Genomic DNA, 23,562 nt, shown 5'->3' on the forward strand with positions numbered 1-23,562 from the left:
ACTCATCCCGGCCCCTGCGCAGCAGGGAAGAAAATGCTCCGTGCTTCATCCTGTCGCGTGAGCGTAAATGGAGGGGCGACTCGTCCCTTACCGAGCTCCGCCTCTTGCGTACTCGGTTTTTTCCCTCCTTCTAGCCTGCACCCATGTCTGAGCTCTCCGACCTCTACCAACAGGTCATTCTGGACCACAATCGCCGCCCGCGAAATCGCGGCAAGCTGCCCACGGCCAACCGCGTCGCCCGCGGCGACAATCCGAGCTGTGGCGACCAGTGCTGCGTGTACATCCGGCTCGATGGCGAGCGGATCACCGACCTGTCCTTCGACGGCTCCGGCTGCGCGATCTCGCAGGCCAGCGCCTCGCTGATGACCACGCAGCTAAAGGGCAAGACTGCGGCGGAAGCGCAGGCGCTCTTCGATGAGTTCAAGAAAATCGTGACCACGGGCGAAGCGCCCGAGGAGATGAGCGACGTAGCGGCCTTTGCGGGAGTCTCGGCCTTTCCGGCGCGGATCAAGTGTGCGACGCTCGGCTGGCACGCCGCCCTCGGCGCACTGGCTGCGGAGCCGGCCGGCCCGGCGGGCTCGACCAACTCGGCCAGCGCGGATGCATCGGCCAACCCGGCCAGCGCACAGCCCGCCGCATCGGCTGCGGGCGCGGAGGACTTCGGCCTGTCGATTACGACCGAGACGCATCTCGACTAAACGCTCGCGCGGGCGTTGCTCCTTCTCCCGCTCGCCCCTGCCGCCCCTCCCGTGCATTTTCCCCCGCGCTGTGCCAGCGCCTCGCCTCCCCAATCCCCCCTTTTTTTCCGCCCGTGCCTATTGACCTGAGCCCACACACCCGAGCCGCCTTTCCCGCGCTGCACCAGAGCGTCAACGGCAAGCCGCTCGTCTACCTCGACAACGCCGCGACCATGCAGAAGCCGCGCTCAGTCATCGATGCACTCGTGCACTACTACGAGCGCGACAACAGCAACGTGCACCGCGGGCTCCACGCGCTCTCCATGCGCGCGACCAATGCCTACGAAGGCGCGCGTGCCCGGGTGGCCCGCTTCATCGGCGCGGCGGCTCCGGCGGAGATCATTTTCACGCGCGGTACGACCGAGAGCGTAAACCTGGTCGCCCAGGCCTGGGGCCGCGCCCACTTGCGCGCGGGCGACGTGGTGCTCACCACGCAGATGGAGCACCACGGGAATCTCGTGCCCTGGCAGCAGGTCGCGCGCGAGACCGGGGCGATGCTCCGCGCCGTGCCACTGCTCGGCGAAAATGGCGAAGGCGGGCTCGACCTCGCCGCGCTCGACTCGCTGCTGACGCCGCAGGTGAAGCTCTTCGCCTTCACTCACGTTTCCAATACGCTTGGCACAATCAATCCCGCGGCCGAGCTCTGCGCAAAGGCGCGCGCGGTCGGCGCGCTCACGCTCGTCGATGCCGCGCAGTCGGCCGGCCACCAGCCGCTCGATGTGCGCGAGCTGGGCTGCGACTTCCTCGCTTTTTCGGGGCACAAAATGTGCGGCCCCACCGGCATCGGCGTGCTCTATGCGCGGCTGCCGATTTTGGAGAACATGGCGCCCTACGAAACGGGCGGCGGCATGGTCTCGACCGTCACTTACGAGGAGGCGACGTGGAAGCCCTCACCCGAGCGCTTCGAGGCGGGCACGCCCAATATCGCCGGAGCGATCGGGCTGGCCGCGGCGTGCGATTATCTCGACTCCGTGGGCCGCGAAAAAATCGCCGCGCACTCGCACGCGCTGGGGCAGCTCGCCTGCGAGCGGCTGGCGCAGCTTCCCGGGATCCGGCTGCTGGGCCCCCCCGCGGGCGTGGAGCGCAGCGGCATAGTGAGCTTCGCGCTGGCCGATGTGCACGCGCACGACGTGGTCACCTTTGCCGATGAGGACGGGCTCGCACTGCGCGGCGGCCACCACTGCAACCAGCCGCTCATGCACAAGCTGGGCCTCACCAGCACCACGCGCGCGAGCTTTTCGCTCTACAACTCTGCCGAAGAAATCGACGTCCTCGTCGCCTCCCTGCGCCGGATCCAATCCTTCTTCGGGTGTCAGTGACCTGTTGAAATAAACACAGTAAACAGACTCGAAGCGGCGCAGCAGCGTCGCCTACGCTGCGCGCACCATGCCGGCGGCCACACTCTCAAACACCCTGGACAGCGACGCGGTGCAGCCGAGCACCAAGCTCAGCGACCTGGAAATCAAAGACGCGCACCTGATCTTCGAGTCCGTGTGGCACGAGCTCGAAGAGCAAATCGGCCGCCAGGAGCTGCGTTTCCCAAAAGAGATCATCCTCCTCGGCGGTGCGCCCGGCGCGGGCAAGGGCACCAACACCGCCTTTATCACCAAGGCGCGCGGGCTCACCTGCCCGCCCATCGTGGTCAGCGCGCTGCTCGACTCGCCCGAAGCCCAACGGCTCAAAAATACCGGCCACATGGTCGGCGACCGCGAGGTCATCGGCCTGATCTTGCGCGAGCTGCTGCGCCCGATCTACCGCGACGGCGTCGTACTCGACGGCTTCCCGCGCACGCTCGTGCAAGTCGAGTGCCTGAAGCTGCTCGTCGACAAGATGCACCAACTGCGGCGCGAGTTTTACGGCACGCCGCTGGGCATCTATTTCCGCCAGCCCACGATCCACATCATGGTGCTGTTTATCGACGAGAAGGAGTCGATCGCGCGCCAGCTCAAGCGCGGACGCGAGACGCGCCGCCATAACGAAGAAGTGCTGCGCACCGGCGTGGGCACGCTCTGGGAAGACCGCGCCACCGACCACGACGAGGCACTCGCGCAGCGCCGCTACCGCGTCTTCAAGGAGCAGACCTGGGAGGCCCTACAGTCGCTTCAGGAGATCTTCCACTACCACTTCATCAACGCCCAGGGCACCATCGCCGAGGTCGAGGAAAACATCACCAACGAGCTCGACTACCAAAGCACGCTGGAGCTCGACCCGCAGACCGTCGACCGGCTGCGCGGCGTGCCCGTCGCCAGCGAGATCATCGTCCACGCCCGCCAGGAATTGGTGAAGCGGCTCGACGGCTACGAGATGGAGCAGCCCGAGCTCTTCGCGCGCGTCATCGCCTTCATCGAGGTGAAGATGCTGCCCATCGTCCTGCGCCATGCGATCTCGGGAAACGCAAACATCAACACCGAGGATCCCGTGCTCGACGACCCGCTCGCGCTCTCGATGCTCATCGACGTGTTTTCCGAGCGCGGCTACCACGCCACCGTTGACCTGCACAAGGTCGAGGTGCCCGAGCGCGTAGACCTCTCGACCGGCCAGATCCACTGCCGCCTGAAAAAGGTCTACCGCATCCAGATTCGCTTCCAGGGCTCCGTCATCCGCCGCGGCTAAGGAGTCTTCGACTCCTCCTTTTTGCGAGCCGCTCGTTGGCGGCTCGTCTTCAATCATTCACTCAATTGTGGTCCCGCGGCAACCGAGCGGGCCATCGCCGCTCGCGCGAGAGGAGGGATAATGCAGCGAGTTCTTCCCTGCTGCGCAGGGGCCGTTTTAAAGTACTCGCCTCAGCCGAGCCGCTCGCCCTCCCGCTTGGCGGCTCGGCGGTGCAACGCGGGCGAAAGGCGTTTGCTGTGAAGGTATCGTTATCGGCCTCGTCGGGGCCGCCTACTTATTGCGGCCCACGCGTAGCGGGGAAGAAATTGCTGCGTGCCCCCCAAGTCGCGCGAGCGTAAGTGGAGGGGCGACTCGCCCCGCGCGTCGTGTTGGTTGGCCGGAGTCACCGACTCCGACTCCCACTCCCTCGCGGAGCATTTTTATGAACTGGAGGACGCCGCGTGCCTGGTAGCTTTGCAGGTGGCGGACGATGACGAGCTCGCGCGTGGGGCGTGTGTCGGCGAGCTCCAGGTAAATGATCGTGCCATCGTCTTTGGAGGAGCGGGCGATCCGCGGCAGGATTGCGATTCCGGCACCGAGGGCGACGAGCGACTTCACGGTGGCGATTTGCGCGCAACGGTAGCCGATGTGCGGCTCAAATTTGTGCCGTCCGCAAAACTGGCGCACGCGCTCGGTGAGCGAGCTGGAGTTGCCCAGCATGATGAAGGTCTCGTCGGCCAGATCGGCGGCTTTGACCTTGGGCTTTTTGAGCAGCGGATGCTCGGGGCCGACGGCGAGGACGAGCGGCTCGTGCATGAGCGGCTCGACCGCCAGTGCCGTGCTGGGGACGGGGGTGGAGACGACTGCGAGGTCGAGCGAGCCGTCGAGCACGGCTTCGACGAGCTCGGGGCGGAAGTCCTCGCGCGCGCGGATTTGTAGCTGCGGGTACTCCAGCCGCGCCTGCGCGATGAGCGCGGGCAGGATGTAGGGCGCGACCGAGGGGATCGCGCCGACGGTGATCCGGCTTTCGGCGTTGGGGTTGTCGCGGATTTCCTTTGTGGCGTTGTCGGCTTCGAGGAGGATGCGCCTGGCCCGCTCGATAAACGTGCGCCCCGCGTCGGTGAGCACCGCGCGGCGGCCCAGCCGGTGCAGGAGCTTGTGCTCCAGCTCCTTTTCCAGGTTTATGATCTGCTGGCTCAAGGCGGGTTGAGTGATGTTTAGCGACTCGGCCGCACGGGTGAAATTCCCGCTTTGGGCGACGGCGACGAGGGAGCGGAGCTGGTATAATTCCATAAAAAAAATGGATGATTCATATCAGTACTAACGATTTTTATTATTGTAAAGTGGGCTTATACTGGGGCCAGCCGCCACGCTTCACCGGCGCACACTGAAAAAACCTGAAGCCGCCCACGACCCACCTGCTCCCGCTCCACGAGCCACACACAACCGAAAGGGATTACCGCCATGAAGAACAAACTGCACAGCCGCTCACTCGTCCTCGGCGCCATCGCCGCCACGCTACTCATTTACCTTGGTTCGCTCGTCTCCGTCAGCATCGACATGATCGTGGCCTATGGCTCGGTCGTCATGATGATGGTGCTTACCAGCTACGACTACTTAAGCCCGCGCCGTAAGTACTCCGCAGCCAAGTAAAGCGCGCGAAGAGACTCGTGCCGCTCTAACAGACCCGAGGAATTACCCCCTCGGGTCTTTTCGTTTTGGTTATTGGCGTGTTGGCGCCCCGGGCGTGTTTCCCGCTCCATTTGCGTTTTTCCGCCGAAGCACGACTTCCCAAATCAAATGGAGGCCGGCCCCGGACGGCGCACCAACGAGTGCGCCGCCAAATAAATCGGTCTGCGACCGCGACCCCAATCCCTCTGGTCAACGCGGCTAAAACCCCCGAAGCTGCCGCCCACTTATGGCGAAGCAGCAAACGGGTGATGCCCCGAAGATCATTTTTTCGATGCTCGGTGTCTCAAAGAAGATCGAGCGCAAGGAGATCCTCCGCGACGTATCGCTCTCGTTTTTTTACGGGGCAAAGATCGGCGTCCTCGGGCTCAACGGCTCGGGCAAGTCTTCGCTCATGCGAATTCTCGCGGGGCGCGATACCGAGATCGAAGGCCGCATCCATCTGGAGCCGGGCTACACGGTCGGGCTGCTTGAGCAGGAGCCACAGTTAACGGCCGGGGCGACTGTGCGCATTTGCGTGGAGGAAGGCGTGCAGCACTTGAGCGAGCTGGCTGCGGCGTACGACGCGACTTGGGACGAGCTCGCCGAAGCGGCAGACGATGCGGCCCGCGAGCAAGTTGCCGAGCGTCAGGCCGCGCTCCAGGCCGAGCTTGACCGGCTCGACGCCTGGGACACTGCGCCGCTCGTCGAGCAAGCCATGGACGCGCTGCGCTGCCCGCCGGAGGAGGCCGTGGTCGATACGCTGTCGGGCGGTGAGCGCCGCCGCGTGGCACTGGCCCGCCTGCTGCTGCAAAAGCCCGACATCCTGCTGCTCGACGAGCCTACGAACCACCTCGATGCCGAGAGCGTGCACTGGCTGGAGCAACACCTTGCGCGCTACGCGGGCACGGTGATCGCGGTGACGCACGACCGCTACTTCCTGGACAACGTCGCGGGCTGGATCCTCGAGCTCGACCGCGGCCACGGCATCCCTTGGCGCGGCAATTACTCGGGCTGGCTGGAGCAGAAACAACGCCGCCTGGCCATCGAGCAGCGCACCGAAGATCGCCGCCAAAAAGCGATGGCCCGCGAGCTGGAGTGGATCCGCGCCTCGGCCAAGGCGCGCCAGGCAAAGGGGCAAGCGCGGCTCAATGCCTACGAGGCCCTGCTCGCCCAGGATGTCGCCGAGCAAGAGCGGCAGTTTGAGATTTTGATCCCGCCCGGCCCGCGGCTCGGAAACCTCGTCGTCGAAGCGCGCGGCGTGGCCAAGGCCTACGGCGATAAACTCTTGTTCGCGGGCCTCGACTTCGCGCTGCCGCCCGGCGGCATCGTCGGCGTGATCGGCCCCAACGGCGCGGGCAAGACCACGCTCTTCAAACTCATCGCCGGACTCGAAACGCCCGACGAAGGGAGCTTCAAGGTGGGCGAGACCGTGCAGCTCGCCTACGTGGAGCAGAGCCGCGACTCGCTCGACGATGCGAAGACGATCTGGGAGGCGATCAGCGACGGGCAGGAAATGATGCAGCACGGCAGCCGCCGCGTGAACTCGCGCGCGTACTGCGCCCAGTTTGGCTTCACCGGCGCCGACCAGCAAAAGAAGCTCGGCATCCTCTCCGGCGGCGAGCGCAACCGCGTACTGCTCGCCCGCGTGCTCAAGAGCGGGGCAAACCTGCTGCTGCTCGACGAGCCCACCAACGATCTCGATGTGAACTCGATCCGCGCACTCGAAGAAGCACTCGAAAACTTCGCGGGCTGCGCAGTCATCATCTCGCACGACCGCTGGTTCCTCGACCGGATCGCGACCCACATTATCGCCTTTGAGGGCGACAGCGAAGTCCGCGTCTTTAACGGCAACTACACCAGCTACCTCGAAGATTACCGCCGCCGCAAGGGCACCGCCGCCGACCAACCCCACCGCCTCAAATACCGCCAGCTGCGCTAAAATAAAAGGGCTGCTGACGAGCCGCCAACGAGCGGCTCGCCAATAAGACGGATCCTCGACCCCACTGCGCGTGGGGCGGTGGCGGGTCGCCACTTCCATTCAATTTGCGATTTTGCCCGGGCACAAAGTGCCCGAACAAAATCGCAAATTTAACGGGACATTCCCCTGTCGCGTTGCGACAGGGCCGGAGGCAGCAAATGCAAACGAAGCGGAAACCCGTTGAGGCGAAACTTTTGGTTAACGGGTGAATACCTTTGTAGGGCATTTCCAACAGTGCCGCTTGTGCTCTGTGCGTTCCGCACAGAGCACAAGCGGCACTGTGAATGGGTGCAGGCACCGCCTGCCGCCCCACGCGCAGTGGGAGTTGTGTCCTTTTCGATTTCCCTTCGCCGCCAGAAAAAAAATGGTGCTCGAGGCGGGACTCGAACCCGCACGCCTTTCGGCACACGCCCCTCAAACGTGTGTGTCTACCAATTCCACCACCCGAGCAAAAGGAGGAGCGCGGACTAAGCGGGAACCTCAGGTGCTTGTAAAGCCCTGAAATGAGGGGCGGCCGAAGTTTGGCTTTTCTTGAGCCGGGATGCGACGGGCGCGGCCGGTGGCGTAGCGGCGGGACTGGGGAGGGCGTGCGTTGCCGCCTGTGTCGGAGGCGCGGGCCTTATCCACTTTGGGCGTGGATGTAGGGCGGGCTAATAGTGGGAGGGGCGCCCTTAAGTTCTCGATTTTACAACTCGCATTGCGGGCGCGGGGCTGGCGATTGTGGGCGCGGGATTTTTTGAATCCGCGCTACCGAAGACCTAACGCCCTATGCCCAAATACAAACTCGAGTACATCTGGCTAGACGGCTACTCGCCGCTGGCCAACCTGCGCAGCAAGACCCAGATCAAGGAGTTCGCGAGCTTCCCGAAGCTCGAAGAGCTGCCCCAGTGGAATTTTGACGGGAGCTCGACCCGGCAGGCAGAGGGCAAGAGCGCGGATTGTTTGCTGCGGCCGGTGGCGGTTTACCCGGACTCGACGCGCAGGAACGGCGTCCTCGTGATGTGTGAGGTGCTCCTGCCCGATGGATCGCCGCACCCGTCGAACACGCGCGCGACGATCCCCGATGATGAGGGCACGTGGTTCGGCTTTGAGCAGGAGTTTTTCTTCTACAAGGACGGGGCCCCGCTGGGCTTCCCGCCGGGTGGCTATCCTGCGCCGCAGGGCCTGTACTACACGGGCGTGGGCTACCAGAGCATCGGCGCGCTGGCGCGCGAGCTGGTCGAGCAGCACATGGATATCTGCCTCGATGCGGGGCTGAACTACGAGGGCACCAATGCCGAGGTGGCGAAAGGCCAGTGGGAGTTTCAGATTTTTGGCAAGGGCTCCAAAAAGGCGGCCGACGAGATCTGGGTCGCGCGCTACCTGCTGTCGCGGCTGACCGAGCGCTACGGGATCGATATCGCGTGGGAGTGTAAGCCGATCCGCGGGCCGTTTAACGAGCCGCTGGACTGGAATGGCTCGGGCATGCATGCGAACTTCTCCACGGCGTACATGCGCGAGGTGGGCGGCAAGGCGTACTTCGAGCAGTTGATGGGCGCGTTCAGCAAGTACATGGACGAGCACATCGCCGTCTACGGGCCGGATAATCACATGCGGCTCACGGGGCTGCACGAGACGCAGTCGATCGACAAGTTCACCTACGGCGTGGCCGACCGCGGGTCGTCGATCCGGATCCCGCATGCGTTTGTGAACAACGGCTACCGCGGCTACCTCGAAGATCGGCGGCCAAACTCGGCGGCAGATCCGTATCTGGTCGCCGGGCGGATTCTGAAGACGGTGCAGAGCGTGCCGACACCTTAACTTTTGTTTGTTGTGCAATGAGGTTGGCGCGCCGCTTGCGGAAAAAAACGCGGGCGGCGCGCTTTTGCTTTTGGCGGAAGGGCGGCCCTACGCGGGCAGCGGTGGTCGGTGACCACTGCCATTGAATTTGCGATTTTGTTCGGGCGCACAGCGCCCGAACAAAATCGCAAATTTAAGGACTCTCCCCCTGTCGCGTTGCGACGCGGTCTTCGACCGTTCCATTTTGCGAGCCGCTCGTTGGCGACTCGTCAGGCTCCTCAACCTGTGCGCGAATGAAGCGGAAACCCATTGGGGCGCGGGGGGCGCGGCGAAAAAGTTGACGGGTTAAATCTCCGACCCGACCTCCGGTCGGGTGTCCCTTACTGTGCGGCTTGTTCGTTGGGCGGAACGCCCGACAGCAAGCCGCACAGTAAACGGGTGCAGGCACCGCCTGCCGCCGCCCGCGTAGGGCCGCCCCACGCGCAGTGGGGTTTTCCTTACGCCAGTATCATGTCTTTGACCGATTTGCCGGCGGGGATCATGGGCAGCACGTGTTCGGTGAAGGGCACGATGACGTCGAGGACGTAGGGCCCGTCGTGGTCGAGCATTTCCTGGATGGCTTCGCGCAGCTCGCTTCGCTTGAGCACGCGGCGTGCCTTTACGCCGTAGCCCTCGGCGATCTTGGCAAAGTCGGGGTAGAGCGCATCGGGGTTATCGGGGCTGCCGACGTTGGACTCGTCGCCGAGGATGGTGTTGCCGCGCACGCTGCCGTAGAAGAGGTCCTCCCACTGGATGACCATGCCGAGGTGCTGGTTGTTCAGGATCATGGCTTTGGCGGCGATCTTCTCGATCTTCGCGGTGGCCAGTTCCTGGATGTTCATGGCGAAGGAGCCGTCGCCATCGATGTCGATGACCTGCTTGTCGGGGCAGGCGACTTTCGCGCCGAGCGCGGCGGGGTAGCCGAAGCCCATCGCGCCGAGCCCCAGCGAGCTGATGTAGCGGCGGGGCTTGTCGAAGCGGTAGAACTGCGCGGCCCACATCTGGTGCTGGCCGACGCCGGTGGTGATGATGGCGTCGCCGCCTGTCAGCTCGTAGAGGACTTCGATCGCTTCCTGGGGCTGGATGTGCTTGCCCGGCGTGTAGCGGAAGGGGTGCTCGGCCTTCCACTGGGCGACCTGGGCGTGCCAGGCGGCGGTATCGGGCGGGGTGAACTTGGCGGCGGCGGCCAGTTCGTTTAGCCGGCGCAGGGCGTGTTTGATCTCGCTGACGATTGCGAGCAGCACGGCTTTGTTTTTGCCGAGCTCGGAGTCGTCGATGTCGATGTGGACGATCTTTGCCTTTGGCGCGAAGGTGTCGGTGTTACCGGTGACGCGGTCGTCGAAGCGCGCGCCGAGGCAGAGCAGCAGGTCGCATTGGTCCACGGCCCAGTTGCCATAGGCGGCGCCGTGCATGCCAAACCAGTGCATCGAGAGCGGGTGCGTCTCGGGGAAGGCGCCACAGCCCATCAGCGTGTTGGCGACCATGATGTTGGTCGTCTCGGCAAAGGTCTTCAGCTCCGCCGAGGCCTCGGCAGAGATGATGCCGCCGCCCGCGTAGATGATCGGCTTTTTCGCGTCGGCGATGAGGGCGAGGACTTGCTTGAGCTGGTCGTCGGTCGCCTCGTGTGTGCAGCCCACGTAGGGGTTGTTAAACTGGACGGCCCGCGGGAAGACGGGGCGGAAGAGCGCCTGCTGCACGTCCTTGGGGATGTCGATCACGACGGGCCCGGGGCGCCCGCTGCGCGCGAGGTGGAAGGCTTCCTTGAACACGCGGGGCAGCTCGTGCACGTCGGTGATCAGGTACGAGTGCTTCACGACCGGCAGCGTCATCCCGTAAAAATCGGTCTCCTGAAACGCCATCTTGCCGATGTACTTGCTGTAAACCTGGCCCGTGATCGCGATCAGCGGGATCGAGTCCATGAAGGCATCGGCGATGGCCGACACGAGATTGGTCGCGCCCGGGCCGCTCGTCGCCATGCACACGCCCACGCGGCCCGAGGCGCGCGAGTAAGCCTCGGCGGCGAAAGAGCCCCCCTGCTCGTGGCGGGGCAGGATGACGCGGATCTTGTCAGTGCGGGCGAGCGCCTGGTGCAGCTCCTGGGAGGCGCCGCCCGGGTAAGCGAAAATCGTGTCGACGCCCTCGCGCACCAGGCATTCGACGACGGCTTCGGCGCCCTTCATCTCGGGGCCGCGCTCGGCTTCTTCGGGGGTGGTGGGAGAGCTGGTGGTATTCATGGCAGGCACGGAAAAATAGGCGCGAGCAGAGCAACTCTGCGGCGGCCTCGCAAGGCCCACTTGGGCGCAGGGGCGGCTTTTATTTTGCGCGCGGAGCGGGGGAGCGCTCAGCCTGCGTACCAAAATGCTGAAGCTTTTATTTATCGGAGATATCGTGGGGCGCCCCGGGCGCGACATCGTCAACGCACGCCTCGGCTCGCTGCGTCAGACGCACGGCCTGGATTTCGTCGTGGCCAATGCGGAAAACTCGGCTGCGGGCTCGGGCATCACCGGCAAGATCGCGCAATCGCTGCTCGCCGCCGGAGTCGATGCGATCACGCTCGGCGACCACGTCTGGGATCAGCGCGAGTGGGCGCACGAGATTACGCAACTGGAGCGCGTGTGCCGTCCGGCCAATCTCCCTGCGGCGTGCCCCGGCTGGGATCACCTCATTATTGAGAAACGCGGATTTCGCCTCGGGGTTTTTACCGTCCTCGGTCGCCAATACCTCGCGATGAAGTCCGAGTGCCCCTTTCTCTGTGCGGACCGGATGATCGAAAAACTGCGCGGGCAGACCGACGCGATCCTCGTCGAAGTCCATGCCGAGGCGACCTCCGAGAAGCAAGCACTCGGCTGGTACCTCGACGGGCGCGTGACTGCCGTGCTCGGCACCCACACTCACGTGCCTACCGCCGACGCGCGCGTGCTGCCCAAAGGCACGGCCTTCATGTGCGACGTCGGGATGACCGGCCCCTACGCCTCCGTGCTCGGGCGCGAAATCGAACCCGTCGTAGGCCGGTTTTTGGACGGGATGCCGCGTCGCTTCGAAGTGGCGAGCGATGACGTGCGCCTCTCCGGCGCCCTGGTCGAAATCTCCGCCCGCAGCGCCCAAGCCCAACGCATCGAACTCCTCACCGCCCGAGCATAGACTCTTGTAAATTTCCGAGACATCACCTCGGGAATTTTCACTTCCTGCCGTGCGGGCTAGCTTCCCCTTCTATAAGAGGGCGGTGTAGTGACAGAAATACTAAGCAAAACAATCCAGATGAGTGATAATTCCCCTCTCAGTAATAAGTACTGTTTCAGTGCACTGCCTCCGGAAGTTAGAGCTCTTTGGGCGAAGAGTGGTGAAGGGAGTGGGCACAGCTTGCTGGCACACCTGCTAGACGTGGCGGCAGTAGCAGAAACATTATTAGAAATAGAGTCGCCTGCTTCCCTAGACTGGGCTGCGGCTGCTTTTGGTCTACCCAGAGAGCATTGTGCCCGTTGGTTTGCTGCACTGGCAGGGTTGCACGACTATGGCAAAGCGATTCCCGGCTTTCAGGCTAAGTGGGAAGAGGGGAAAGCGGCAGACCAGGCCAATGGGCTGGATTTTCAAGCGCATACGCTTCGAGTTTCGGATCATTCCTGCGCTACTGCTGCATTGTTGCGTGATCCTCTGCATCAGAAGAGCGGTGCAGACAAAGACTGGCTGAGGCATGCCATCCGTGTTCCCCGCGAATGCGGGGATGAACCGGGGTTTCTGGCGCGGCGGATAATCGAGGTGCTGTGTTCCCCGCGAATGCGGGGATGAACCGACTTAACCCGTTTGCAGGGAGTCGTTGGTTGGCGTGTTCCCCGCGAATACGGGGATGAACTTGCGGACAGGCTGGGCGGCAGCCGCGAGTGGGTGCGCGAGGCGCTGCCTGTGAGCGAGGTCAATGAGCAGAGTTTTCTAGGACAGGTGGCACATGGGCTGGCGCAGGCAGTTGGCCAACTGTATGAGGAGGGCTACGAGGATGCGCTGGAGCACACGGGCGATAAGGAGAGGGCGCACGATGCGGGGCTGAAGAATGTGCCCGCGGCCGCGCTGGAGTATCTGGGCGACAAGCTGGTGGTGGGCAAGATCCTGAAGCCGCTGGTGGGCAAGGTGACGGTGGGGCAGGTGCTGAAGGCGGCGGGGGCCAGTGCCGCCAGCGAGGGCCTCACCGAGGGCGCCCAGCAGATGTGGCAGAATGCGGTGGCCAAGTGGCTGAGCGGCTATGATCCGGATCGCAAGCTGGATCAGGAGGTGCTCCATGCGGCGATACTGGGCGCGACGGTAGGAGGTATCGCCGGTGGCGGGGGCGTGGCCGCCAAGGGGGTGCTACAGGGCGGGGTCTTCGACCCATCTATTGGGCGCACTCCCGATGGTCGTGCGTCAGAGACTGAGCTGGGGGAGGGGGAGCGCTTGGCCAATGCGGGCGGGGTCGCAGACCCATCTCTCATGCGTGCCGACGATGTCGGCACGTCTCGGGTGGAGCGCCTCAATGCAGCGATGGCAAAACAACTGGAGCAGATCGATGGGACCAAGCGGTCTTCGACCGATTCATTGGGCGGCGAGCTCGCTGGCTCGCCGTCCGATGTCGGCACGCCGTCGGCTCCTGATGGGCCGCTGGATCTGGAGGCGCTGCTGGCGCGGGCTGGGGAGCACAGTCAGGGCGCGCGCGCGGCGATCGAGGCCGAGCAGCGGGCGCGGGCCGAGCGGCTGGAGGAGGCCAAGCGGCGGCGCGAGCAGTTCGACGAGTACCTGGCCCAAGCGCGCGAGCTGGCGGCAGCGGAAAATCCCAAGCCGGCTGCGGTGAAGGGCGTGGTGACGACCTTGCGCGCGTACACCGAGGACAAGGCGGTGGGGCTGGGCGAGGACCAGCTCTCGAAGGCGTATGAGCTGCTGCGCGAGCTGACGCCGCGCTATGAGGCGATTATCACCGCCGAGCAGGAGGCTGGCCAAGAGCGGCTGGCGGCAGCCAAGGAACAGGCCGAGGCAGAGGCTGCGGAACGAAAGGTGCGCATCCGCGAGGAGCGCAGGGCGATAAGGGCCGATGACAAGCAGCGGCTGGAAAACCTGAGCGACGATGAGCTGGCCAAGCGGGCGCAGGAGGGCGATGAGGCGGCGTGGCGCGAGCTGGAGCGGCGCGCGCAGGACTCGGGGCCGGGCTTCACTGATGAGGAGGATCTGCTGACGGTGCTGCGCAGGATCAAGCTGCCGACGCGGGACAGTGGCCTGCAGGCCGAGCTGGACGGGCTGCGCAAGGAGGGGATGAGCTTTGGCACGGCCCAGCAGCTCTTTGATGCGAAGAAGAGCTCGCTGGACAAGACGGCCGAGGCGCTGCGCGAGGATTACGGGTTTCACCAAATACAGACTCCCGATGATGTGCTGGGCTACGCGCAGCGGGCCATAGCGGGGGAGCGCATCTTGCCGCAGCCGAGGGTTGATTTTGCGCGGGAGGGGGCCAAGGCTGGCGGGCAACCTGATACCCATAATGAGCAGCGACTGGAGAGTGACCCGACGGCCGATAGACCCGACCCATTTACGGGCGAGCGGTCTTTCATTACAGGAAGCCGAGTCACTGCTGATGAGGCCAAAGGGATCGCTCGACGCGCCCGAGAGAGGCTTGCGGCTGTTCCTGAGCCAGACGCCGGAGGAGCGCAGGGCGTGGCGGCGGCGCAACTTCGAGACGGCCAAAAAATACTTCCCCTTGCTCGAAGTCCCGACGGAGCTTCTGTAATCAATACCCGTACCGGGCAGGCACTGCCGCAGATCGGGCGCGGGGTAGAGGCCTACGTCTACGAGGACGCGGCCCAAGGGGTGGTCTACAAGGTCTATGAAACAGGAAGTTCCTCCGATCAGTCGATCGGGATGAGGCTGGCGATCGATGAGGGGATGGTGGGACTGGATACCGGCCAGTTCCCCGACATCATCGAAAAGACTTGGGCGATCAACGAGCTGGGCGGGACACCTACGGAGATCGTGGGGCTCACCGAGGATGGGGAGATCGTCGTAAAACAGCCTCGGGGCAATGATGCGGCGCGGTGGGCGCGCGCGCAGGTGATCGCCAAGGCGCGCTTGCAGGAGATCCCTGCCGAGGTGCTGGGGCGGATCGACCCGCGCAGCCCTGTGTACTATGCGCAGATCGAGGGGCAGGATGTGCTGCTGGGCGACTTGCACGCGCGAAACCTCATCGGCGATACAATCGGTGAGGGGCGGATCAATGACCTGGCTACCCATGTGCTCACGGAGGAGGAGCTGCGCACGGTGCCCAGGCTCGCCGAGTGGATCGAGTCGCGGCGGGGGCAGGCACAGGCGCGCGGCGCAGCCGAGTTTGCCAAGGGGGGTGACCGCCCGTTGGCCGATACCTCCTCGCCTGAGGCCGCGCTGAAGGCGGACACAGCAACTTTACGGGGGGTCGCAGACCCCTCTTCTTTGCGAGGCGTCGATGCCGCCTCGTCAGCAGGCTCTTCGACTCCTCTGCCGTCGGCGGGGGACTCAGGGGCGGTGTTGCCCGAGGCGGACTTTAGGGCGCGGGTGCAGCGGATCGCCCCCGGGCTGATGCTCCAGTACAGGGCACTGGTGGGCGACCCGCAGATGCTGATCGAGCTGGGGGTCAAGCCGGAGGATCTGGAGGGGGGCGAGCAGGCCGCGCACTTGGCGCGGGGGCGCGAGAGGATCTTGTGGTTTCTCCAGCGCAACTTGCGCGCCGATAAGGACGGGTTGATGGATGAGCGGCTGCGCAGGGATGTGCTGCATGAGGCCGCGCATGCGTGGCTGAACACGCTGCCTGCCGATCGGCGCGCGCAGCTGCGGGACTTGTGGCGCAGGGATGTGGAGGCTGGCGATGGCTGGCTGGCCAAGGTGCAAAAGGAGGGGGCGGCCCTGCGCGAGGGCGTGCGCGAGGACTGGGCGGAGTACTGGGCCGAGCGGCTGGCCTGGGAGAACAACCGCTGGGCGCAGGCGCGCGAGAGCTGGGGGCTGGCGGGCGACCGGGGGCTGGTGGCACAGGTGGCGGCCGAGCTGCGCCAGTTTCTGGAGGAGGCCATAGAGCTGTTGCGCAGGGCCTTCACGCGTACCAAGCGGTACAATATCGACTTCAGGGACTTTTTGGTGGACACCCGTTTCGGGGAGCCTCGACAGGCTGGGGCACAGGCCAAAAAGCATCCCGCCACGATTCGTGCCGAGAGTATCCCCTCAACCCCGAATCCCAACGTTCAGGACGATGGCGGGAATGCGCTGGCAGTGGTCGAGCGGCCCGCCAAAGTCAAGGAGTCGGGCGAGTCGCCCGTCGCGCGCGACATCGAGGCGGGCAAACCGCTACGCGCGGCGGCTCGGGTGCTGGGAGGGCAAGCGGCATGGAGCCGTGGTCGCAATGCGGGCGATACCAGACTGGGCTATCAGGACTGGGTGAAGGCGCACAGCGAGCCGTTCAAAAAATGGTTCGGCGACTGGGAAGCGGTGCGCGGTGTGAAGCAGCTAGAGTCACAGGGGCCACTCGTCTTAGATGGAGTCGAGGAGCTGGCGGATAATAAGGCGATGAGGCGCAAGTTCCATGAATTTGGCGAAGTGGCTAATGAGCTGGACGGTAGGCGCGTAAAGTTCCCCTCAAGAATGGCGGGGAAGATAGCTCGCGACAAGGGGCTGTCGCCGCTGCGCGTAGCGGCGGGCTTTGACCGACTTTTCCGCGCGGCGGTACCGATGTACTCTGAGGAGTTAAAGCCAAAGGAGAAGGATCAGTCGGGGCTGGCGGGTTACCACCACTACGTGGCGAAGCTGCGTTTCGAGGGGGGCGACTACTACGTGCGCTTCACGGTGCACGAACAGCGGGCCTCAGGCGTGGAGCGGGCCGGTGGCCAGTCGACAATGCACTCTTCGTTTATCTCGGAGGTGCGCATATACAGCAGTAGCGCGGTTGGCACCTCGTCAGACGCACTCCCTGTCCTTACCAAGGCGCAGACTGAGTCATCAGCTATGGCCGAACCGCGCTACGACTCCAAGCTTGGGGCGTGGCTGGAGGCTGGCAAGTCGGAAATCGACGAAGAAAAACTGATCGCTGAGACTGGCGAGCCCAAGGCTGTGGTGTTGAGTGAGTGGGCTGCGTCCAAGGTGGCGCAGACGGAGAAGTGGCGCGCGAAGTACCCGGACTGGTGGAGGGGTGTGGAGCGGGAGGTCGATGAGATATCGAGCCACTTGGAGTTTCTGAAGGAGATGCAGGGAGGCACAGGGCTGGGCAAGACGACGTACCAGCTGGGTGTGGTGGATCGGGTGTATGGGGGCCGTGGTGCGTATGATGCGGCGGCGGCTGCGGGGCGCACGAAGCTGGGGTACTGGCAGTGGCTGCAAGTGCGCACACCGGAATTCAAGGAGTGGTTCGGTGACTGGGAGGGGCTGCGCGCGCAGAAGAGGCTGGACGCGATGCAGCCGGTGTCCGTACCGATCCCTGATAAGTGGCGCGGGCTGCCCGTGGAGCAGCTGCGCAAGGAGGCACTGGAGAAGCTGAGAGGGCTGGTCGGCGACAAGCGCAAGGGTGAGGGCTTTACCGACATCGAGCATCCCGAGCTGGGCACGATCCGCGTGGATGGCCGAGGGGTGAGGAAGACGAAGCACGCGTCTGCCGATCCTGCGAAGCTGCTGGTGGCGGCGCATGTGGACAAAATCCTGCCAGAGGCGATTTACTCGCGCAGTGAGCCCCCGGAAGAGGGGAGCAACAAGCCAAACACTGAGGGGGTATCGAAGCTACTGGCCCGCGTGGAGGTGGATGGGCTGGAGCTGGTCGCTATCTTCACCGTCTTGCGCGAGCCGGACGGAAGCTGGTACTACAACACGGTCGTAGTGCATGACCTGAAATCCGCTGAGGGGGAGGCTGGCGGGTTAACTACGGAGTATAATCAGCAAAGCGCTGAAAAACGAGCCGCTCCTCTGTCCAGCCTCCGGGAACACCATCGCAAACCGTTGCGGCGTGTCAACCCCGAAACGGTGTCGCAGGCGGTGGATCCGGAGACGGGCGAGCCGGTGGTGGTCTACCACGGGACGCAGCGGCCTGACCGTGTGGGGACGGTATTTTCTGCCGAGCGTGCGACGAGCGGGCCGATGGCGTTTTTTACGGATAATGCGGAGGTGGCCTCTGGCTACGCGCAGACCAAGTCGGATACGTCAATAGGTGGGGCGAGTGCGTACAGTGAGTGGTTCAAGTTTGATGTGGGCGGCGGACAGGAGGTGCTGCTGGAGCAGGCGTGGGGCTCGCTGAGCGCGCAGGAGCAGGCGGTCATCCTTGAGCGGATGGAGAATATAGGGGTGGATGAGGATAGCGGTGATCCGATCTACGACCCGAGTGGTGAGCATAGGCTGGTGGATTCCGGGGAGTACGCGCGGGTGCTGCGCCAGAAGCGCGGCAATGCGCTGTCGGTGCTGGTGGAGCTATGGCTCAATCATGGGAATCTGTACGACAGGGAGGAGCAGTTTGTGGAGGTACTGCGGCTGGCTGGGGTAGACAGCAAGCGGGTGCGCATGGATAGCCCGTGGGCACGGCATGATGCGGTGTATGCGGTGCACCTGTCGGTAAGGAATCCGCTGGATACGGCGGCGATAGGGCCTGATGTAGTGTCCGCGCTGGAGGAGGCGGCGAAGGCCGCGCCTGAGCCCAAGTACAGGGATGGGGTGGATTTCTGGGACAAGGAGGCGATGCCGCCCAGCGTGTGGCTGGAGCAGTTGCACGAGGATCTGGAGACAGGTAGCCAGCGTGCGTGGACGAGTATCCCGGACTGGGTGAGTGATACGCTGAAGAAGCTGGGCTATGATGGGATCAGGGACAGGGGCGGGAAGTATCATGACTTGGAGCACACGGTGTGGATCCCGTTTTACCCCGAGCAGGTGAAGAGTGCCTTGGGCAACCGGGGGACTTTCGATGCGGCCAATCCTGACATCACTTACGAGCTGCGGGATGCGCGGCGCGAGGCGGCGAAGCGGCAGGTGTACGAGGCGACGGGTGTGCCGCAGAGCATCTACCATGAGATCGAGGCGAGGCTGGATCGGGTGCGCGCGAGGCAGATGCAGGAGCGCGAGGCGCGGTACCGGCTGAGCCCTGCGGCGCAGGCTACGGGTGCGGCTGCGGACGAGGCGGGGCTGGTGACGCGTGCGGTGCGCGGGGTGCTGGACAAGTGGGCCGAGCCGGTGGTGCGGCGGCTGGAGAAGATCAATGCGGTACTGGGGGCGCAGCTGCGCCGCTTCGAGTTTACGATGAATCGCGAGCGGGCCAAGGGGCTGGGCCACGCGCAGGGCTTTACCAATGGGCTGCGCGAGCTGGCGGCGCGCATGTCGCAGAATCATAGGCCGGTGGACAGGAAGCAGGCACTGGCGGCGGCGATAGCGCAGGCGCGTGCCAGCGGGCTGGCGGGTACCGAGGCGGAGCTGGTGGCCGGGCTGGGGGGCATGAGTGGCGATGACTATCTGGAGCTGGACTTGGCCTTGAAGAACCGCGACGGGGCCCGGCGCGATGCCATACTGGAGCAGTACGGGCTGGCTGAGGCGTGGGCGCAGGTGGAGGAGCTGCTGGCCGACTACAACAGGCGGCTGCGTAAGGCGGGCTTCAAGTTTGGCTGGCTGGCGGACTACTTCCCGCGCAAGGTGACTGACTTGAGCGGCCTGCTGGCCTATCTGGAGAGCGATGAAGCGGCGGTGAAGACTGCGCTGGATGAGGCGATAGCGGCCGTAATCAAGGAGCGCGGCGAGGGCGAGCAGGGCCCGGCCTCGCGCGAGGCGGTGGTGGTAAGGGCGGAGCGTGCGGACGAGGTGGCGCGCGGGATTCTGGAGGGGCGCATACCGCTGCCGGATAACCTGCGCAGGCGCGCGCTGGTGCAGGTGACCGAGGGTATGAACCGGTTTTACGCGAGCCCTGCGGAGGCACTGAGCCACTACATCGAACAGGCCAGCGAGGCACTGGCGGCGGCGAAGCTCTTTGGCGAGTATGCGCGGCATGGGGGGCCGCTGCCGCAAGTAGGGGAGGTGCTGCTGGATGAGATCGGCGACTTGTTCGGGCTGCGGCTGGGGCCCTCGGTAGAGGCTTATGTGCAGGGGCTGGTGGCCACGGGGGCAATCGGTGCGGCACAGGCAGGAGAGGTGGGGGATCGCCAAGATCTGCTACCGGCTCGACTACCACAACGACCCCCTCGTCAAACCCATGCTTGCCGAGGCCGGTATCGAAATCGTGCAACTGGGCAGCTAGGCTTAGCTGAGCTGCTGGCGGGGCGAACTGCTGGCGGGCCGATTTTGAAATGCGAACAAGCCCTCAGGGTATCACTCCTCCGTAGTTTCTTCGGGCGTCGCTTCAGGTTTTTGGGCGCGGGCCGCGTTGGCTTGCAGTTCGTCCAGGGCGGCTTCGTGTTTTGCGCCCCAGCGGTACAGCATTTCAACCGCTTCGGCGAAAGTTTTACCCAGCGCGGTGAGTTCGTATTCTACCTTGGGTGGGACGACTGGATAAATATGGCGGGAGATCAGGCCGCGCGCTTCCATGTCGCGCAGGGTCTGCACCAGCATTTTTTTAGAAATCCCGGGTAGCGAACGCTGCAATTGCCCCGTGCGGCAGCGTCCACCGGGCCAGCGATCCAGCGCGTGTAGTACCATGCTTACCCATTTGACTGCAAAGAGCTCCATGACGCGTCGCGGGGCGCAGTTGGCCTCAAAGGTGAGGGGACTGTCTGTAGTATCAGGCATGGTGAGCAGTAATCTATGGTTACTATTTGGTGACTATATCACTTTTTTGTGACTAATTTACAAAAAGTATAAATAATATTATTCCATCCCTTATGCGTTTTTTAACTCTTAAGGGGATTGGGGTTCCGGCCGCGATCTGGGCACTGGCTGTCGCGGCCTTTGGGATTGGCACTACCGAGTTTGTTATCTCTGGGCTGCTGCCTGGTATCGCTGCGGAGTTTGGTGTTTCCATTTCGATGGCCGGTTACGCGGCTACGAGTTATGCGCTGGGGGTATTTTTCGGTGCGCCGATTTTGGTGATTCTGGGGATGCGTCTGCCGCAGAAAGCGATGCTGCTGGGCCTGCTGGTTTTTTTCGTCGTGGGTAATGTACTGACTGCATTGGCACCGAGTTTTGGCTGGGTGCTGGCTGGCCGTGTGGTGACGTCGCTCACTCACGGAGCGTTTTTTGGCATCGGATCCATCTTGGCGGCAGATCTGGTGGCTCCTGATCGCCGCACAACTGCGATTGCGCTGATGTTCAGTGGATTAACGGTTGCCAATCTGGCCGGTGTTCCGGCGGGCACCTGGCTGGGCCAAGCCGTGTCGTGGCGAGCCACTTTTTTGGCTATTACCGTGATTGGCGTGGTGGCGTTGCTGGCCGTGCTGGCTTGGGTGCCGAAAACCAAGTCGCGCGGAGTGCCCAGCCTGCGTCGGGAGCTGGCGGCTTTTGGCAATGCTCACGTTTTGCTGGCGATGGGGATCACCATCTTTGGGCCAGCGGCATTTTTTACCGCCATCACCTATATCTCGCCGATGATGACGCGGTTGGCGGGCTATAGCGAAGCGGGCGTGAGCGGCATTTTGTTTCTGTTCGGACTGGGGCTGTTTATCGGCAATCTGCTCGGCGGGAGGCTGGCCGACCGCGCGCTGATGCCTTTGTTGTACGCAACACTGGCCGGACAAGCGCTGGTGATGTTTGTGCTTTTTGTGGCGGTGGAGAGTCGGGCGGCCTCAGCCCTTTGTGTACTGCTGATGGCTGCGTTTGGCTTTGCCAGCGTGGCACCGATCCAGCGGCTGGTGTTGGACAAGGCCCGTGCGGCGGGCGCGTCGTCCAACTTGATCGCATCGTTCAACATCGGCCTCTTCAACTTGGGGAACGCCATCGGGGCCTGGCTCGGCGGCTGGGTGATTGCGCGCGGCTTTGGTTACGCCTCGCCGAGCTGGGCGGGGGCTTCGTTGTCCGTCGTTGCGCTGCTGCTGGCTCTGGCTTCGGGCTGGCTGGCCGCGGCTCGCGTGGGACGGAAATAAACCTCGGGGGCCGACGAAGGGCGCCGAGGCGGGCTGCCCTGACGGTTTCATCTGGGGCGCGCAGTTAATGCTTACGAAAAACCCGCAGGCGCGCGTGCGCTCTGCGGGTTTGGGAAAGTGAGGGGTGGGCGGTTTTGGGCTACGCCCGCTGTTGTTTGCCTCAGGCTTTTTGGACGAGGCCGGCTTTCAGGGCCTTCACCGAGACGAGCATGCGCTTGGTGCCGCCGTTGGGCAGCTTTACGCGGATGCGCTGGAGGTTGGGGCGGAACTTGCGCGCCGTGATGCCCGTGATGTGGGTGCCGATGCCGCCGCTCTTTTTGGCAATGCCTTTGCGGTGAATGATGCTGCCTTTGGTGGGGCGTTTGCCGGTGATTGCACAAATTCTGGCCATGAGTCGGTGTGGTTTAAGCGGTTTGGTCTCTGGTAAAAAAGGGGGCGAGCTAGAGGTCTCGGCGAGCCCGAAGCAAGGGCAAATCTGCTCACTCGGGTGAGAGCCCGCGCCGGGCGCTGAGCGCCTGGAATTTCTGGCCCATGTTGGCGGGGTGCAGCAGTTGCATGAGCGCTTGTTTGCGCGGGGAGAGCTGGCGTGCATCGGCGGCGATTGTCTGGGCAATAAAGCCGCTGGCGTGCTTCACAAAAAAGGCTTCCTGCGAGTCGAGCGCGATGCTGCCGAAGCCGCGCTGCGCGAGCTCGGCTTGCAGCCAATCCCAGCACACGTGGCAGGTGAGGTCTTGCTCGCCGGGTTGGTCGAGCAGCGCGCCGGATTGGCGGTGCCGGGTGTAGGCGCGCGCGGTGCCTTGCGGCGTCGCCTCGCAGAGCTCGCGCCACGATTTTCCGTAGTCGAAGGCGATGAAGAGCCCGCGCCAGTCGGCGCCAGCGATCTGGGCGAGGAGTTGGCGAGCGGCGACGGGCGCGTCGATCCGGTAGCCTTGAGCTGCGGTTTTGGGGAGAAAATCGGGCGGGTTTTCGAGCGCGTGCTCCACTTCGGCGAGTGCGCCCTCATTCGTGCTGCGTACCCAGATTTCGCGCCAGGCGGAGTCGCGCAGCACGAAACGGCGGCAGGGCTGCGCGTCGAACAGCTCGTTGGAAAAAACGATGAGTGGCGGCGCTGCGGCGCGCTTTTCGGGCGCGGCCTCGCTCGACGGTGCCTTGAGGAGCTGTGCCAGATCTTCGCCCACGGAGATGGTTTTAACCGCGGCAAAGGGCAGCTCGCGGAGCCCGCGCAGTACGCCGCCGCGAGGGACGGGAGAGCGATCCGTGCCGGCGCGCGCCTCGCCGCCTGCATTGCTGTGGGTCGCTGCGGGGCCGCCCTGCGGCTCGGCGCCGATTTCCACAAAAGTGGCCTTGGCGCAAAAAGCTTCGCCCGCGAGGGAGAGGCAGCTCTGGACGACGAGTTCGCCAAACAGGTTTGTGCCGGAGGACGTGCCGTGCCCTTCGCCAACGGTGGTCGCGGTGAGGAAATCGCTCTGGCCGCCCCCCCCGCCCCTCGCGCCTCGACCGATCCGCCGCCGCGCGCGGGTGTAGTAGCCCACCTGTGGATCGTAGAGCGCGAGCCGCATGAAGTGCTCGAAGCTCATTTCGTGAGCATCGGCCTCTTCCCGAAACCGCGCCAGAAAATCGGCCGCGGGCCGCGAGGCCACCTGCACTGGCTTGGCCGCTTCGGCATTCATGCGGCGCGGCGCGGTGTCGGTGAGTGCGGTTGCGCCGAGGTGGGGGCTATCGGTGGGCGAGGTTCCCATGTGTTTATTTACAAGCAGGGGCTGAT

At 64.2% G+C, this 23,562-nt stretch carries 14 protein-coding genes, 1 tRNA gene and 1 pseudogene; 10 read left to right on the top strand and 6 right to left on the bottom strand.

Going from position 1 to position 23,562, the window contains the following annotated elements; genetic code table 11:
* Positions 1-143: 143 nt before the first annotated feature.
* The 3 genes from sufU (at position 144) to AXK11_RS02780 (ending at position 3,350) form a co-directional block, all read left to right on the top strand.
* Complete coding sequence (sufU, locus tag AXK11_RS02770; protein WP_082780796.1) at positions 144-698, top strand: Fe-S cluster assembly sulfur transfer protein SufU; 555 nt, start codon at positions 144-146, stop codon at positions 696-698.
* Between the two features lie 113 nt (positions 699-811).
* Complete coding sequence (locus AXK11_RS02775) at positions 812-2,056, top strand: aminotransferase class V-fold PLP-dependent enzyme (protein ID WP_269446591.1); 1,245 nt, start codon at positions 812-814, stop codon at positions 2,054-2,056.
* Positions 2,057-2,123: 67 nt separating this feature from the next.
* Positions 2,124-3,350, top strand: a complete 1,227-nt coding sequence (locus AXK11_RS02780) for a nucleoside monophosphate kinase (protein WP_068629120.1) — start codon at positions 2,124-2,126, stop codon at positions 3,348-3,350.
* Between the two features lie 270 nt (positions 3,351-3,620).
* Here the strand turns inward: AXK11_RS02780 and AXK11_RS02785 are convergent, their stop codons facing one another.
* Positions 3,621-4,622, bottom strand: a complete 1,002-nt coding sequence (locus tag AXK11_RS02785) for a LysR family transcriptional regulator (protein WP_068629122.1) — start codon at positions 4,620-4,622, stop codon at positions 3,621-3,623.
* A 171-nt stretch (positions 4,623-4,793) separates the two neighbouring features.
* On the opposite strand from AXK11_RS02785, the gene AXK11_RS02790 reads away from it, so the two are divergent.
* On the top strand, positions 4,794-4,982 hold the full coding sequence (locus AXK11_RS02790; protein ID WP_068629124.1) for a hypothetical protein: 189 nt from the start codon (positions 4,794-4,796) through the stop codon (positions 4,980-4,982).
* 265 nt (positions 4,983-5,247) lie between these two features.
* Positions 5,248-6,939, top strand: a complete 1,692-nt coding sequence (gene ettA / locus AXK11_RS02795; RefSeq protein WP_068629126.1) for an energy-dependent translational throttle protein EttA — start codon at positions 5,248-5,250, stop codon at positions 6,937-6,939.
* A 404-nt stretch (positions 6,940-7,343) separates the two neighbouring features.
* Here ettA and AXK11_RS02800 read toward each other — a convergent pair.
* Positions 7,344-7,428: transfer RNA gene (locus AXK11_RS02800), tRNA-Leu, on the bottom strand.
* A gap of 318 nt (positions 7,429-7,746) precedes the next feature.
* Between AXK11_RS02800 and AXK11_RS02805 the strand changes: the two genes are divergently transcribed.
* A complete protein-coding gene (locus AXK11_RS02805; RefSeq protein WP_068629127.1) occupies positions 7,747-8,778 on the top strand; it encodes a glutamine synthetase beta-grasp domain-containing protein in 1,032 nt (343 codons plus the stop codon).
* A 476-nt stretch (positions 8,779-9,254) separates the two neighbouring features.
* Here AXK11_RS02805 and ilvB read toward each other — a convergent pair whose 3' ends face one another.
* Positions 9,255-11,030 carry a biosynthetic-type acetolactate synthase large subunit gene (gene ilvB / locus AXK11_RS02810; protein WP_068629129.1) on the bottom strand — a complete coding sequence of 592 codons (1,776 nt, stop codon included), beginning with the start codon at positions 11,028-11,030 and terminating at the stop codon, positions 9,255-9,257.
* 124 nt (positions 11,031-11,154) lie between these two features.
* On the opposite strand from ilvB, the gene AXK11_RS02815 reads away from it, so the two are divergent.
* The 3 genes and pseudogenes from AXK11_RS02815 to AXK11_RS10445 form a co-directional block, all read left to right on the top strand.
* Positions 11,155-11,937 carry a TIGR00282 family metallophosphoesterase gene (locus AXK11_RS02815; RefSeq protein ID WP_082780797.1) on the top strand — a complete coding sequence of 261 codons (783 nt, stop codon included), beginning with the start codon at positions 11,155-11,157 and terminating at the stop codon, positions 11,935-11,937.
* A gap of 117 nt (positions 11,938-12,054) precedes the next feature.
* Positions 12,055-12,582: a CRISPR-associated endonuclease Cas3'' gene (locus tag AXK11_RS09260; RefSeq protein WP_082780798.1), complete on the top strand. Its 528-nt coding sequence runs from the start codon at positions 12,055-12,057 to the stop codon at positions 12,580-12,582.
* Between the two features lie 4,632 nt (positions 12,583-17,214).
* A pseudogene (locus tag AXK11_RS10445) lies at positions 17,215-17,937 on the top strand (LPD3 domain-containing protein); the annotation flags it as partial.
* A gap of 2,154 nt (positions 17,938-20,091) precedes the next feature.
* On the opposite strand, the gene AXK11_RS10350 reads toward AXK11_RS10445, so the two are convergent.
* Positions 20,092-20,508, bottom strand: coding sequence for a winged helix-turn-helix transcriptional regulator (locus AXK11_RS10350; RefSeq protein WP_343124254.1), 417 nt, complete (start codon positions 20,506-20,508; stop codon positions 20,092-20,094).
* A gap of 92 nt (positions 20,509-20,600) precedes the next feature.
* On the opposite strand from AXK11_RS10350, the gene AXK11_RS02825 reads away from it, so the two are divergent.
* Positions 20,601-21,797 carry an MFS transporter gene (locus AXK11_RS02825; protein WP_068629134.1) on the top strand — a complete coding sequence of 399 codons (1,197 nt, stop codon included), beginning with the start codon at positions 20,601-20,603 and terminating at the stop codon, positions 21,795-21,797.
* Between the two features lie 160 nt (positions 21,798-21,957).
* Here AXK11_RS02825 and rpmB read toward each other — a convergent pair whose 3' ends face one another.
* A complete protein-coding gene (gene rpmB / locus AXK11_RS02830; protein ID WP_068629136.1) occupies positions 21,958-22,188 on the bottom strand; it encodes a 50S ribosomal protein L28 in 231 nt (76 codons plus the stop codon).
* Positions 22,189-22,276: 88 nt separating this feature from the next.
* Positions 22,277-23,536 carry an SAM-dependent methyltransferase gene (locus AXK11_RS02835; protein WP_231865734.1) on the bottom strand — a complete coding sequence of 420 codons (1,260 nt, stop codon included), beginning with the start codon at positions 23,534-23,536 and terminating at the stop codon, positions 22,277-22,279.
* Positions 23,537-23,562 lie beyond the last annotated feature (26 nt).

The sequence above is a fragment of the Cephaloticoccus primus genome (assembly GCF_001580015.1).
Taxonomy (GTDB): Bacteria; Verrucomicrobiota; Verrucomicrobiia; order Opitutales; family Opitutaceae; genus Cephaloticoccus; species Cephaloticoccus primus.

Coding starts and splice junctions, on each gene's coding strand:
- sufU (WP_082780796.1), top strand. CDS start 144: ATGTCTGAGCTCTCCGACCTCTACCAACAGGTCATTCTGGACCACAAT.
- AXK11_RS02780 (WP_068629120.1), top strand. CDS start 2,124: ATGCCGGCGGCCACACTCTCAAACACCCTGGACAGCGACGCGGTGCAG.
- AXK11_RS02785 (WP_068629122.1), bottom strand. CDS start 4,622: ATGGAATTATACCAGCTCCGCTCCCTCGTCGCCGTCGCCCAAAGCGGG.
- AXK11_RS02790 (WP_068629124.1), top strand. CDS start 4,794: ATGAAGAACAAACTGCACAGCCGCTCACTCGTCCTCGGCGCCATCGCC.
- ettA (WP_068629126.1), top strand. CDS start 5,248: ATGGCGAAGCAGCAAACGGGTGATGCCCCGAAGATCATTTTTTCGATG.
- AXK11_RS02805 (WP_068629127.1), top strand. CDS start 7,747: ATGCCCAAATACAAACTCGAGTACATCTGGCTAGACGGCTACTCGCCG.
- ilvB (WP_068629129.1), bottom strand. CDS start 11,030: ATGAATACCACCAGCTCTCCCACCACCCCCGAAGAAGCCGAGCGCGGC.
- AXK11_RS02815 (WP_082780797.1), top strand. CDS start 11,155: ATGCTGAAGCTTTTATTTATCGGAGATATCGTGGGGCGCCCCGGGCGC.
- AXK11_RS09260 (WP_082780798.1), top strand. CDS start 12,055: ATGAGTGATAATTCCCCTCTCAGTAATAAGTACTGTTTCAGTGCACTG.
- AXK11_RS10350 (WP_343124254.1), bottom strand. CDS start 20,508: ATGCCTGATACTACAGACAGTCCCCTCACCTTTGAGGCCAACTGCGCC.
- AXK11_RS02825 (WP_068629134.1), top strand. CDS start 20,601: ATGCGTTTTTTAACTCTTAAGGGGATTGGGGTTCCGGCCGCGATCTGG.
- rpmB (WP_068629136.1), bottom strand. CDS start 22,188: ATGGCCAGAATTTGTGCAATCACCGGCAAACGCCCCACCAAAGGCAGC.
- AXK11_RS02835 (WP_231865734.1), bottom strand. CDS start 23,536: ATGGGAACCTCGCCCACCGATAGCCCCCACCTCGGCGCAACCGCACTC.